The 12,692-nt window shown below is 66.9% G+C and carries 11 protein-coding genes; 2 read left to right on the top strand and 9 right to left on the bottom strand.

What is annotated here, in order from left to right; all coding sequences use genetic code 11:
- Positions 1–30: 30 nt before the first annotated feature.
- Positions 31–2,097, bottom strand: a complete 2,067-nt coding sequence (gene uvrB, locus EJL01_RS01105; protein ID WP_125105887.1) for an excinuclease ABC subunit UvrB — start codon at positions 2,095–2,097, stop codon at positions 31–33.
- A 101-nt stretch (positions 2,098–2,198) separates the two neighbouring features.
- Here uvrB and EJL01_RS01100 point away from each other — a divergent pair, with 101 nt between their 5' ends.
- The gene (locus EJL01_RS01100; RefSeq protein ID WP_125105886.1) at positions 2,199–2,873 is read left to right on the top strand and encodes an IMPACT family protein; all 675 of its coding nucleotides are present in this window, start codon (positions 2,199–2,201) and stop codon (positions 2,871–2,873) included.
- On the opposite strand, the gene coaE is transcribed toward EJL01_RS01100, so the two are convergent.
- Positions 2,860–3,537, bottom strand: a complete 678-nt coding sequence (gene coaE / locus EJL01_RS01095; protein WP_125105885.1) for a dephospho-CoA kinase — start codon at positions 3,535–3,537, stop codon at positions 2,860–2,862. The two genes, EJL01_RS01100 and coaE, sit on opposite strands and share 14 nt — an antisense overlap.
- Before the next feature lie 64 nt (positions 3,538–3,601).
- On the opposite strand from coaE, the gene EJL01_RS01090 reads away from it, so the two are divergent.
- On the top strand, positions 3,602–4,216 hold the full coding sequence (locus tag EJL01_RS01090) for a DUF4126 domain-containing protein (protein ID WP_125105884.1): 615 nt from the start codon (positions 3,602–3,604) through the stop codon (positions 4,214–4,216).
- A gap of 72 nt (positions 4,217–4,288) precedes the next feature.
- Here EJL01_RS01090 and rpsA read toward each other — a convergent pair whose 3' ends face one another.
- The 7 genes from rpsA to EJL01_RS01055 form a co-directional block, all read right to left on the bottom strand.
- Positions 4,289–5,746, bottom strand: coding sequence for a 30S ribosomal protein S1 (gene rpsA / locus EJL01_RS01085; RefSeq protein ID WP_125105883.1), 1,458 nt, complete (start codon positions 5,744–5,746; stop codon positions 4,289–4,291).
- A 169-nt stretch (positions 5,747–5,915) separates the two neighbouring features.
- Positions 5,916–6,347 carry a DUF779 domain-containing protein gene (locus tag EJL01_RS01080; RefSeq protein WP_125105882.1) on the bottom strand — a complete coding sequence of 144 codons (432 nt, stop codon included), beginning with the start codon at positions 6,345–6,347 and terminating at the stop codon, positions 5,916–5,918.
- Between the two features lie 71 nt (positions 6,348–6,418).
- Positions 6,419–7,447 (bottom strand): alcohol dehydrogenase AdhP, encoded by a 1,029-nt coding sequence (adhP, locus tag EJL01_RS01075; RefSeq protein ID WP_125105881.1) that lies wholly within the window; start codon positions 7,445–7,447, stop codon positions 6,419–6,421.
- 55 nt (positions 7,448–7,502) lie between these two features.
- Complete coding sequence (gene exaC, locus EJL01_RS01070) at positions 7,503–9,026, bottom strand: acetaldehyde dehydrogenase ExaC (RefSeq protein WP_125105880.1); 1,524 nt, start codon at positions 9,024–9,026, stop codon at positions 7,503–7,505.
- A gap of 102 nt (positions 9,027–9,128) precedes the next feature.
- Positions 9,129–10,322 carry a GAF domain-containing protein gene (locus EJL01_RS01065; protein ID WP_125105879.1) on the bottom strand — a complete coding sequence of 398 codons (1,194 nt, stop codon included), beginning with the start codon at positions 10,320–10,322 and terminating at the stop codon, positions 9,129–9,131.
- A gap of 76 nt (positions 10,323–10,398) precedes the next feature.
- Positions 10,399–11,022 (bottom strand): maleylpyruvate isomerase N-terminal domain-containing protein, encoded by a 624-nt coding sequence (locus EJL01_RS01060; protein ID WP_125105878.1) that lies wholly within the window; start codon positions 11,020–11,022, stop codon positions 10,399–10,401.
- Positions 11,019–12,692 (bottom strand): DUF885 domain-containing protein, encoded by a 1,674-nt coding sequence (locus EJL01_RS01055; protein ID WP_125105877.1) that lies wholly within the window; start codon positions 12,690–12,692, stop codon positions 11,019–11,021. Before EJL01_RS01055 ends, EJL01_RS01060 begins: the two co-directional genes overlap by 4 nt.

The raw sequence follows: 12,692 nt of genomic DNA, 5'->3' as shown, positions 1-12,692 counted from the left end.
GCTGACTGAAAGGAGCGTGCATCTGCGCCACTATGCGTGCCCGGCCCGTTCCATGTTGCGCAGGTCTTTCTTGAGCTCCGCGAGCTCGTCGCGCAGCCGCGCCGCGAGCTCGAACTTGAGTTCGCCGGCGGCCGCGAGCATCTGCTCGTTGAGGTCGGCGATCATCTGTTCAAGTTGGTCGGCCCCCTCGGCGGCGATGCCCTCGTGGCGCAGGTTCGGCGGCGCCTTGCGGCGCGGGTCGGTCGCGCGATCGCCGAGGAGCTCCTGCGTGTCTTGTCCCTCGCGCATGAGCACCGCGGTGATGTCGTTGATCTTCTTCCGCAGCGGTTGCGGGTCGATGCCGTGCTCAGTGTTGTAGGCGATCTGTCGCTCGCGCCGCCGCTCGGTCTCTTCGATCGCGAAGCGCATCGCCTCGGTCTCCTTGTCGGCGTACATGTGCACCTCGCCCGACACGTTTCGGGCCGCGCGGCCGATTGTCTGGATGAGCGAGGTCGCCGAGCGCAGGAAGCCCTCCTTGTCTGCGTCGAGGATCGCGACGAGCGAGACCTCGGGCAGGTCGAGGCCCTCGCGCAGCAGGTTGATGCCGACGAGCACGTCGTAGACGCCCGCGCGCAGCTCGCTGAGCAGCTCGACGCGCTTCAGGGTGTCGACGTCGGAGTGGAGGTACCGCACCCGCACCCCGTGCTCACCGAGGAAGTCGGTGAGTTCCTCGGCCATCCGCTTCGTCAGCGTCGTGACGAGCACGCGCTCGTTGCGCTCGATGCGCTCGCGGATCGTCTCGAGCAGGTCGTCGATCTGCCCCTCGCTCGGCTTGACGACGATCTTCGGGTCGATGAGGCCGGTGGGGCGAATGATCTGCTCGACGACGCCGTCGGCCTGCGCGAGCTCGTATTTGCCCGGCGTGGCCGAGAGGTAAACCGTCTGGCCGACGCGCTCCTTAAATTCGTCCCAGCGCAGCGGCCGGTTGTCGAGCGCGGAGGGCAGGCGAAAACCGTAGTCGACGAGGGTGCGCTTGCGCGAGGCATCGCCCTCATACATCGCGCCGATCTGCGGCACCGTGACGTGCGACTCGTCGATGACGAGCAGGAAGTCGTCGGGGAAGTAGTCAAGCAGGCAGTGCGGTGGCTCGCCAGGCTGCCGACCGTCGATGTGCAACGAATAGTTCTCGATGCCCGAGGTGAAGCCGATCTGCTCCATCATCTCAAGGTCGAACGACGTGCGCATCTCGAGGCGCTGGGCCTCGAGCAGCTTGTTCTGCGAGTTGAGTTCGTCGAGTCGCCACTTCAGCTCGTCACGAATGCCATCCATCGCCCGGTGCATCACGTTCTCGCTCGCCGCATAGTGCGAGCCAGGGAAAATGCTCACCGAGTCGGTCTGTCGCACCACGTTGCCGGTGAGCGGGTTGAGCATCGAGATCGCGTCGACCTCGTCACCAAACATCTCAATGCGCACCGCGAGCTCTTCGTAAACCGGGATGATCTCGATCGTGTCGCCGCGCACACGGAACGTGCCGCGCTGAAAGGCCACGTCATTGCGCGTGTACTGCATCGAAATGAAGCGGCGAATGAGGTCGTCGCGCGCGATCACATCGCCGACGTGCAGCGCCGCCATCTGGCTGTAGTACTCCTCGGGCTTGCCGAGACCGTAGATGCACGACACGGTCGACACCACGACCACGTCGCGCCGCGACAGCAGCGAGTTCGTCGCCGAGTGGCGCAGGCGCTCAACCTCATCGTTGATCGAGCTGTCCTTCTCGATGAAGGTGTCAGTCTGCGGTACGTAGGCCTCGGGCTGGTAGTAGTCGTAGTACGAGACGAAATACTCGACCGCATTGTTGGGCAGCAGCTGGCGAAACTCGTTCGCAAGTTGTGCCGCCAGCGTCTTGTTGTGCGCCATCACGAGCGTCGGCCGCTGCACCTGTTCGATGAGCCAGGCCGTAGTGGCGGATTTACCGGTACCAGTGGCGCCGAGCAGCACGACGTCGGTCTCGCCGGCGTTAATGCGACTCGTGAGTTCGGAAATTGCCTGCGGCTGATCGCCGGCCGGCTGATACTCGCTCACCACTTCGAACGGGCGCACGCTGCGTGTGGGTTCCATGCCTTCAACCCTACGTCGGGCCACCGACACGAGCCGCGGAGCGCATCCAGGCACGCGCGGGCACCGCTGAAGGCCTGATCCGAGCGATTAAGCTACGCAACGTGGCGGATGACTCTCGATACGGTGTGCTGGCGGCAAGCGCCGAGCACGAACTCGAGATCAAACGATCCCGCTTTCTCGGCTATGCCGAGCGCGTCTCGACCGAGTCCGAGGCCCGCGACTACATCGAGCTCGTTCGCGCCGAACACCGGCTCGCCCGCCACCACTGCACCGCGTTCACGCTCGGTCCGGAGCGCCGCATCCAGCGTTCGAACGATGACGGCGAGCCGAGCGGCACGGCGGGCGTGCCCATGCTCGATGCCCTGACGAAGTTTGTGCGGCCGGGCGCGCCGAGCCCCGATCTCTCCGACATCATCATCGTCGTGGTGCGCTACTTCGGCGGCGTATTGCTCGGAGCCGGTGGCCTCGTTCGTGCCTACTCCGACACCGTCTCGCAAACGCTCGCGTCGGCCAAGTTTCTGACGCGCGAACGGCTCGCCCGCTACGCCGTCGACGCGCCCATCGCGCAGGTAGGCCGCTGGGAAAACGAGCTGCGGGCCGCGGGAGTCGAAGTGCTCGGCACCGACTACGGACCCGCCAGCGCGACTCTTCGGCTCGCGGTACCCGACCAGCAGGATGCCCGCGAGCAGTTCCTCACCCGCCTCGCCTCGATCACCTCGGGCGAGGCTTCACCGACCGAGCTCGAACCGAGCTGGGTCGACGTTAGTCGTCGCTGATGCGCTCCTCGCGCGGCGTGGTCACCGGCATGCCGTCGTAGCTGATCTCGTCGTCGTCGAGGCGATCCGTGATGCGCAGGCGCGAATAGAGTTCGTCGACGAGCTCGATCGTGTCAGAGATCGGGCGGGTCGTGTCGAGCACGACGTCCGCGATCCGCCGTCGCTCTTCGTCGCTCGCCTGCGCCTCGATCCGTGCCAGCGCCTCCTCGCGCGTCATGCCGCGGTCGGCGATGAGCCGATCGACGCGCACCTCTGCGGGGGCGTCGGCCACCCAGATCTCGTCGTAGTCGTAGTTCGAGCGGGTCTCGGCGAGCAGCGGAATGTCGTGCACGAAGATGGTCGAGGGATCAGCCGCGCGCTCCGTCTCGATGCGCTCCTCGGTGATGCGGCGAATCTCAGGATGCGTGAGGTCATTCAGCGCGCGGCGAGCGTCCTCGTCCGCGAACACGATGTCAGCGAGCGCGGCACGGTTGAGCGAACCATCGGCCTCGAGGATGCCCTCTCCGAACTGCTTCGCGATCGCCTCGAGCACTGGCTGTCCCGGCTCGACAATCTCGCGAGCGATCTCGTCGGCGTCGATGATCACGGCGCCGAGCTCGCGCAGCCGATTGGAGATGGTCGTCTTGCCGGAGGCGATGCCGCCGGTGAGCGCGATGGTGGTCATGTCGCTACCTCCTCGAATCAACGGTGACTCCCGTTCTGTCAGACTACTGCCACAGGAGGTTCAATTGCTGGAACTACTCACCGGAACGGGACTCGCCGCCGCGGCCGGGCTCGGTGCCTTCCTCCCGATGCTCATCCTCGGGCTGCTCGATCGGTTCACCGACCTCATGACCTTGCCAGCAGCGTGGGACTGGCTTTCGAGCGATATCGCGCTCGTCGTGATCGGTGGGCTGACGGTGCTCGATCTTGTCGCCGACAAGATTCCCGCCATCGACACCGTCAACGACATCGTCCAGACCGTCGTTCGCCCAGCATCCGGCGGCATCGTGTTTGGCGCCGGCACCTCGGCGCAGACCGTGAGCCTTGACGAACCGTCGCAGTTCTTCTCAGCGCACCTCTGGGTGGCGATCGCGCTCGGCGCGATCATCGCCCTCGTGACGCATCTCACGAAGACGTCGACTCGGGCCGCCGTGAACGCGATGACGGTCGGCGCATCCGCCCCGCTGCTCAGTACCGGCGAGGACGCGATGAGCTTTGGCCTCGTGGCGAGCGCCGTGCTCGCGCCGGTGCTCGTGCTTGTGCTGCTCGCCGGGCTGTTCGTCATGGCCGTGGCGGTGACGCGGCGACTGCGTGGGATGCTCGCGCGGCGCAATGCGCGCTCCGCCACGGGGAACGGCTGAGGCGGGCCCCGCCAACAAGGAAACGGCCCGGCTCGATTGAATCGAGCCGGGCCGTCTACTGACTACCGGGAATTAGTTACCCGAGAGCTTCTCGCGAAGCGCGGCGAGCGAAGCGTCGTCGGCAAGGGTGCCGAACGCGTCTTCCGACTCGCTCGAGAAGGCCGAACCGCCCTGCTCGGTAGCCTCGGGGGCGTTCGCCTCGGCCTCGATCGCGCCGCGGACCTGCTCCTTGTGAGCTTCCCAACGCGACTGGGCGAGCGCGTACTCCTGCTCCCAGGCCTCACGCTGTGCCTCGAAGCCCTCGATCCACTCGTTGGTGTCGGGGTTGAAGCCTTCGGGGTACTTGTAGTTGCCCTGCTCGTCGTACTCGGCGAGCATGCCGTAGGTGGCGGGGTCGAAGTCGGTGCCCTCGGGGTCAACGCCCTCGTTCGCCTGCTTCAGCGACAGCGAGATGCGGCGACGCTCGAGGTCGATGTCGATGATCTTGACGAAGAGCTCCTTGCCAACCGAGACGACCTGGTCGGCGGTCTCGATGTGGTGGTTCGACAGCTCCGAGATGTGCACGAGGCCTTCGATGCCGTCGGCGACGCGAACGAACGCACCGAACGGAACGAGCTTGGTGACCTTGCCGAGCACGATCTGACCGATCGCGTGGGTGCGAGCGAGCACCTGCCACGGGTCTTCCTGCGTCGCCTTCAGCGAGAGCGAAACGCGCTCGCGGTCCATGTCGACCTCGAGCACCTCAACGGTGACTTCCTGGCCAACCTCGACGACCTCCGAAGCGTGGTCGATGTGCTTCCAGCTGAGCTCCGAGACGTGGACGAGGCCGTCAACGCCGCCGAGGTCGACGAACGCACCGAAGTTCACGATCGACGAGACAACACCCTTGCGAACCTGACCCTTCTGGAGCTGGTTGAGGAAGTTGGCGCGGGTCTCCGACTGGGTCTGCTCGAGGAGCGCACGGCGCGAGAGCACGACGTTGTTGCGGTTCTTGTCGAGCTCGAGGATCTTCGCCTCGATTTCCTGGCCCAGGTACGGGGTGAGGTCGCGGACGCGACGAAGCTCGATGAGCGAAGCGGGGAGGAAGCCGCGGAGCCCGATGTCGACGATGAGGCCACCCTTGACGACCTCGATGACGGTACCGGTGACGACGCCGTCGTCTTCCTTGATCTTCTCGACATCGCCCCAGGCGCGCTCGTACTGTGCGCGCTTCTTCGAGAGGAGGAGGCGACCTTCCTTGTCTTCCTTCTGGATGACAAGTGCTTCGATCTCGTCGCCGAGCTCAACAACCTCGTTGGGGTCGACGTCGTGCTTGATCGAGAGTTCACGCGAGGGGATGACACCCTCGGTCTTGTAACCGACGTCGAGGAGTACCTCGTCACGGTCGATTCGAACGACGGTACCGGTGATGAGGTCACCGTCGTTGAAGTACTTCATCGTCTCTTCGACCGCGGCGAGGAAGTCCTCAGCAGTGCCGATGTCGTTGACGGCGATCTGCGATTTAGCCGATTCGGTCGTGGTGTTCGTCATGTAGTTGGTACTCCAGCTGGATAATTGTGTCGGCCCGATTCGACGCCAGCAGCTCGCGCCGCTGTCCTGTGCCGAATGGGAAACGGATAGTTGTAGACGCACAAAAGTGCTCTACAAGCCTACCTGAGAATCCGCCGGAATTCCAATTTGGTACGCCCTACGAAATCACCTAGGAGTCGAGCAAAGTCGACCGTATCAGGAACCGTTTTCCGGTCGGCCCCTCGAGCGAAAAACCGGCGCCGCGGCCGGGCACAGCGTCGACGAGCAAGCGAGTGTGCCGCCAGTACTCGAACTGTTCCCTCGACATCCAGAACTCGAGCTCGCTCGAGCCATCACCCGAGCTGTTCGGAAGCTCGAACACGCCGAGCAGCACGTCGGCATCGCCGGTGAGAAAGTCGCCCGCCGGGTAGCACATCGGGGCTGAACCATCGCAGCACCCACCGGACTGATGAAACATTAGCGGGCCATTGCGCTCGGCCAGCTCCTGCAGCAGCTCGACCGCCGTCGCAGAAAGCCCGACCCGCGACTGGGTCTCGCCTTCAATCACCGGGCGCGCTTCGATCGCCGGGCTGATCACAACTTCTTCGTTGATCTCGGACATGTCGTCCTCCCTGAACTGGTGACGGGGCGGGAGGCGACCTACGGTCGCCTCCCGCCCGCGCTCAATCCAATCTAGCGGTAGTCGATGACTACGCGGCCATCGATCTTGCCTTGGCGCATTTCGTCGAAGACCTCGTTGATCTCCTCGAGCGGCCGGGTCGCAACCGTCGGGTGAATGAGGCCGCGCGCGTAGAACTCGAGCGCCTCCTTGAGGTCGCGGCGGGTGCCCACGATCGAGCCTCGAATCGTCAGGCCCTTGAGCACGACCTCGAAGATCGGTGCCGGGAAGTCGCCGGCCGGCAGGCCAACGAACACGATCGTGCCACCGCGGCGGGCGAAGCCGATTGCCTGGCCGAAGGCGGCGGGATGCACGGCGGTCACGACCACGCCGTGCACACCGCCCGTCGCCTTCTGGATCGCCTCGATCGGGTCCTCGTTCTTCGCGTTCACGGTGATCTCGGCACCGTGCTTGCGCGCGAGCTCGAGCTTCTCGTCCGCAATGTCAACGGCCGCGACCCGCAGGCCGAGCGCCTTCGCGTACTGAATCGCGATGTGGCCAAGGCCACCGATACCGGTAATGGCGACCCACTGGCCGGGGCGGGCCTCGGTGCGCTTGAGCGCCTTGAGCACCGTGACACCGGCGCAGAGCACCGGCGCGACCTCGACGGGGTCGGCGCCCTCGGGAATACGTGCCGCGTAGCGCGTGTCGACGATCATGTGATCGCCGAACGAGCCGTCGACCGAATAGCCACCGTTGCGCTGCTGCTCGCACAGGGTCTCCCAACCCGTCTCGCAGTACTCACACGAGCCACACCCGCTCCACAGCCAGGCGTTGCCGACCATGTCGCCGACCTTGACGTCGGTGACACCGGGGCCGACTGCGACGACCTCGCCGACGCCCTCGTGACCCGGCACGAACGGCGGGCTCGGCTTCACCGGCCAGTCACCCTCGGCGGCGTGCAGGTCGGTGTGGCAAACACCCGACGTGACGAGCTTCACGAGGGCCTGGTTGGGCCCGGGCTCGGGCAGTTCGTAATTGGTTTCGACGGACAGGGGCTGCTGGAATGCCGTGACGACCGCGGCCTTGATCTGGGTGTTCATCTTCAGGTTCTCCTTTGAACGTTCAGCGAATGATCTTGTTGCGGGGTCGGTCGGCTTAGAAGAAGCCAAGCTTGTTTTCGTCGTAGCTCACGAGCAGGTTCTTGGTGTTCTGGTAGTGCTCGAGCATCATCAGGTGGTTCTCGCGGCCGATGCCCGAGGACTTGTAGCCACCGAACGCCGAGTGGGCGGGGTACGCGTGGTACTGGTTCACCCAGACGCGACCAGCCTGAATCGCGCGGCCGGCGCGGTAGGCGGTGTTCTGGTAGCGCGACCAGACGCCCGCGCCGAGACCGTAGAGCGTGTCGTTGGCGATGCGGATGCCGTCGTCGAAGTCGTCGAACTTCGTCACCGCGACGACGGGCCCGAAGATCTCCTCCTGGAAGATGCGCATCGAGTTGTCCCCCTCGAAGATCGTCGGGTTGACGTAGTAACCGCCCGCGAGGTCGCCGCCGAGGTCGGCGCGCTCGCCACCGATGCGCACCTTGGCACCCTCCTGTTTGCCGATGTCGATGTAGCTCAGGATCTTCTCGAGCTGGTCGTTCGACGCTTGCGCACCGATCTGTGTGTTCGTGTCGAGCGGGTTGCCCTGCACGATCTTGCTCGTGCGCTCGATAACGGCGTCGAGGAAGTTGTCGTAGATCGACGCCTGCACGAGCGCACGCGATGGGCACGTGCAGACCTCGCCCTGGTTGAGCGCGAAGAGCGTGAAGCCCTCCTGTGCCTTGTCGAAGTACGCGTCGTCCTGCTGCATGACGTCCTCGAAGAACAGGTTCGGCGACTTGCCGCCGAGCTCGAGGGTGACCGGAATGATGTTCTGCGATGCGTACTGCATGATCAGGCGACCGGTCGTGGTCTCGCCGGTGAAGGCGATCTTCGAGATGCGGGGGTTCGACGCGAGCGGCTTGCCGGCCTCAACGCCGAAGCCGTTGACGATGTTCACGACGCCGGCGGGGAGCAGGTCGCCGATGAGCTCGAACAGGTAAAGGATCGAGGCCGGCGTCTGCTCGGCGGGCTTGAGTACGACGCAGTTACCGGCCGCGAGCGCGGGCGCCAGCTTCCAAGTCGCCATGAGGAGCGGGAAGTTCCAGGGAATAATCTGGCCGACGACGCCGAGGGGCTCGTGGAAGTGGTAGGCCGTCGTGTTGTCGTCAAGCTGCGAGAGGGTGCCCTCCTGCGCCCGAATCACGCCGGCGAAGTAGCGGAAGTGGTCGACGGCCAGCGGGATGTCGGCGGCGAGCGTCTCGCGCACGGGCTTGCCGTTGTCCCAGGTCTCGGCGACGGCAATTTTCTCGAGGTTTTCCTCGATGCGGTCGGCGATGCGGTTGAGCACGAGCGAGCGTTCGGCGACCGAGGTCTTGCCCCAGGCCTCCTTCGCGGCGTGGGCCGCGTCGAGCGCGGCCTCGATGTCTTCCGCGGTGCCGCGGCCGACCTCGCAGAACACCTGGCCGGTGACGGGCGAGACGTTCTCGAAGTACTCCCCCTTGACGGGGGCCACCCACTCACCCCCGATGTAGTGCTCGTAGCGGCTGCGGTACTCCATCACGGCGCCCTGGGTGCCGGGGTTCGCATATACGGTCATGATGCTCCTTGACTTCGTTGTCGTGGATCTCCGATTCGTACATCTGTGATGCACGTGTCATGACCGTAGCTACGGGAAGGTTGCAGTCGAGTTGCATGCCCCTTAGAGCGTGCCGAGCTGCGCGACGAGGGCAGCCCGCTTCGGCGAGCGGGGCGGCAGCAGGCGCAGCAGTTCGAGCTGAACTTCGGCGTCGTCCTCGTTGCCGGGCACCTCGAGCCAGGCGAGCAGGGCTTCGGCGCTCGCGAATTCGAGCAGTGCCTCGCGCAGGGTTGCGCGCGTGCGTTCACGCAGCGCGACGATGCCCGGGGCGTCGGAAGCCGGCAGCACGGCGCCGCGGTAGTCGCGCAGGGCCTGGCGGTGCGCGCCTCGGTCGACGGCGTCGAGCACCTGGCCTGCGTCGGTGCCGAGCGGCACCGAAAGCCGGTAGGGGCGCGACTCAAGCTGAACCCCCGGCAGCGCCGTACCGAGCACCTGCCGCAACCTTACGAGTTCGGCGCGGAGCGTGACGGCAGGGATGCCCTGCTCGTGCATGAGATCGGCCAGTTCGCCGCTGCGCAGGCCCTCGGGGTGGGCCGCGAGTAGGGCGAGCAACTCGGAATGCCGGCGGCTCAGCTCGACCGGTGTGGCGTCGGGTGCCTCGAGGCGGGCAACGTCGCGGCCGAGCAGCCGCAGGCACGGGCGCGACGGCGCCGCCTGTGTGGGCGCCACGCGCATGCCGGTGCGGAAGTGGCGCAGCTGCTCCTCGGTCTCGATCGCGCGCGCCGTGGCGCGCAGCATCGCGAGGCTCGCCGAGCTCACGGCGGCGGCGCCACCCGTGATGTCGAGCACGCCGAGCACCTCGCCGGTCGCGAGGTTGTGCACGGGCACGGCGGTGCAGCTGAATGGATGCACGGTCGGCGCGAAGTGCTCGTCGCCCGCCACGAGCACGGCTCGGTTGGCGATGAGGGCCGTGCCCGGCGCGCTCGTACCCACGGTGTCCTCCGACCAGTCGGCGCCGGGAACGAAGCCCATGTCGGCCACGGCGCCGCGCATCCGAGGATCGCCGTCGACCCAGAGCAGGCGGCCGGCCGCGTCCCCGAGCGCGACCACGAGCCCGCTCTCGCGCAGGGGTTCGCCGAGCAGTTCGGTAACCATGGGCAGGTACCGCGCGAGCGGGGTCTCGCCGCGCCATTCGCGCACGTCGTCGAGCGCGATGGCCGCGCGCGGCATCGCGTTGTCGGGCGAACCGAGCGCACGCACCGAACGGTCTCGCGACGCCGCGATGACCTCGCCCATGTAGGACAGTTGCAAACTCACCCTGACCTCCTTGTCACGGTGCTGCGAGCATACGCCAGCCGCCTGGTGTCGTTCTGAGGCTTCGCCGCCGCGATAGTTACAGCACGGAGCCCGGCAGCTCGGCGCCGGACTCTCGGCCAGTGAGGCGTCGAACCAGCGCGAGCCCGTGCCCCTGCGCGAGGGCGAGGCCGCGGACGAGCTCGGTCGCCTCGGCGAGCGCCGCGGCGGGCGGCTCGTAGCTCACCCCGGCGGCCTGCGCGATGTCGCTCGAGTGCACGACAAGTTCGAAGGTTCGCGTGGGCAGGTAGGTGTGCGATCGCATCCCGCCCGCGGCAGTTTCGATGACCGGGTCGGTGTCGCGCACGTGGCCGAGGGCGGTGACCACGTCGTCGAACGCGAGTCGCACGCCGGCCGGAACGTCGTCGCCGAGCTCGCGGCCGGAGGCGACGCCGCGCGCCGCGACCACCGGCGCGTTCGCGGGGTCGCGGCACGCTTCGAAGTACTCGATCGCATCAGCACGCTCGATGCGATCGGCCGGGCGGTCGAGATAGATGGCAACCGTGCGCAGGGCTCGCGTCGTGTGGCCGATGAGGTCGCGGAGGTTCCACGTGCCGAGCGCGGGCTCGGCGAGCATGCCCGCCGGCACGCGATCGACCAGCTCGACGAACGCGGCGGCCGCGGCGAGAAAGCTGGCGTCGAGTGCCGGCGGGACGAGCGTCATCGCGAAGCACCGTCCGCGTAGAGCCGCCGCACCGCGGTGCGGAGCGTGTCGAGGCCGCAGCCCCCGATGCCGAGCGCGCGCCGGTGGAACTCCTTGAGGTCGAAACGGTCGCCCTCGAGCTGCGCGATTTCGTCGCGGAGGTCCTCCCAGACCCGCTGGCCGATCTTGTACGCGGGCGCCTGCCCGGGCCAGCCGAAGTAGCGCTCGACCTCGAACTTCACGAACGGCGCGTTCATGTTCACGTTCGCGCTCATGAACTGCAGCGCCGACTCGAACGTCCAGGCGCCGCCGCCGGGCATCTGCTTGCCGAGGTGCACGCCGATGTCGAGCACGACGCGGGCCGCGCGCATCCGCTGCCCGTCGAGCATGCCGAGTCGGTCGGCCGGGGTCGTGAGGTATCCGAGCTGGTCCATCAACTGCTCGGCGTAGAGCGCCCAGCCCTCGCCGTGCCCGCTCGTCCAGGCCTCGCGCCGCCACGAGTTGAGCGAGTCGCGCAGGTACACAGCCTGGCCGATCTGCAGGTGGTGACCGGGCACGCCCTCGTGATAGACGGTCGTGAGCTCGCGCCAGGTGTCGAACTCGGTGACGCCCTCAGGCACCGACCACCACATCCGACCCGCCCGCGAAAAGTCGTCGCTCGGGCCGGTGTAGTAGATGCCGCCGGTCTGCGTCGGCGCGATCATGCACTCGATGCGCCGCACCGGCTCGGGAATGTCGAAGTGGGTGCCGTTCAGTGCGGCGACGGCCTCGTCGGCGGTGCGCTGCATCCACCGCTGCAGTTCGTCGGTGCCGTTGAGTCGGTGTTCGCCGGCCTGGTCGAGGTGCGCGATGGCCTCCGCGACGGTGGCGCCCGGGAGGATCTCGCGGGCGATCGCCTCCTGCTCGACGCGCATTCGCTCGAGTTCCTCGGTGCCCCACTCGTAGTACTCGTCGAGATCGACGCGGGCGCCGAGGAATTCGCGCGACGCGAGCTCGTAGAGGTCGCGGCCGACCGCGTCGTCGGTGCGAGCCTCGGGGGCGAGCTCGTCGCTGAGGAATCCGCGCAGGCGCGCGAACGCCGCCGTCGCGGCCTCGGCGCCGGACGCAAGCGCACTCGCGTTGACGCCCGACGCCGCCGCACCGCGGCCGGCAAGGTCGTGGAAGAACCCGGCGCCGGGAGCGAATTCGTCGAGCTGGCGCGCACCGATCTCCACCTGGCGGGCCGCCGGCGTGTTGCCGCCCCGCAGCCCCTCGCGAAGCGATGCGATGTACCCGTCAACCGCACCGCCGACGTTCGCCATGCGACCGGCGATGTCGTGCCAGTCGTCGTCGCCGTCGGTGGGCATCAGGTCGAAGATGTCGCGGATCTCCTGCAGCGGGCTCGCGAGATTGTTGAGGTCGCGCTGGTACCAGCCCGCGTCGATGCGCTGGCCACCGAGCTCGAGCACGCGGTCGAGGTCGAGCTTCGTGACGACGTCGACGTCGTCCACCGCCTCGAGGGCGGCCAGCTCGCGGCGTGTCGCGGCGTAGAGCTCGCCCAGGGCGGCGACACCGTTCGGCGAGTAGTCCTGGTACTCGGTCTTGTCTCCCTCGCTCCCCCGGTACACGCGCGACTCGGGCTGGAGGGCGGTCGTCGCGTCGACGAAGCGTTCGGCAAGGGCATCAATTTCGGTGGGCTCGCGGTGCGTCAT

The sequence above is a fragment of the Gulosibacter massiliensis genome, from assembly GCF_900626105.1.
Taxonomy (GTDB): Bacteria; Actinomycetota; Actinomycetes; order Actinomycetales; family Microbacteriaceae; genus Gulosibacter; species Gulosibacter sediminis.
Note: the sequence above shows the minus strand (reverse complement) of the source record. Positions and strands in the feature narration are given on the sequence as shown.

Coding starts and splice junctions, on each gene's coding strand:
- rpsA (WP_125105883.1), bottom strand. CDS start 5,746: ATGACGAACACCACGACCGAATCGGCTAAATCGCAGATCGCCGTCAAC.
- EJL01_RS01055 (WP_125105877.1), bottom strand. CDS start 12,692: ATGACGCACCGCGAGCCCACCGAAATTGATGCCCTTGCCGAACGCTTC.
- EJL01_RS01080 (WP_125105882.1), bottom strand. CDS start 6,347: ATGTCCGAGATCAACGAAGAAGTTGTGATCAGCCCGGCGATCGAAGCG.
- EJL01_RS01060 (WP_125105878.1), bottom strand. CDS start 11,022: ATGACGCTCGTCCCGCCGGCACTCGACGCCAGCTTTCTCGCCGCGGCC.
- uvrB (WP_125105887.1), bottom strand. CDS start 2,097: ATGGAACCCACACGCAGCGTGCGCCCGTTCGAAGTGGTGAGCGAGTAT.
- adhP (WP_125105881.1), bottom strand. CDS start 7,447: ATGAACACCCAGATCAAGGCCGCGGTCGTCACGGCATTCCAGCAGCCC.
- exaC (WP_125105880.1), bottom strand. CDS start 9,026: ATGACCGTATATGCGAACCCCGGCACCCAGGGCGCCGTGATGGAGTAC.
- coaE (WP_125105885.1), bottom strand. CDS start 3,537: ATGACCACCATCGCGCTCACCGGCGGCATCGCCTCCGGCAAGACGACC.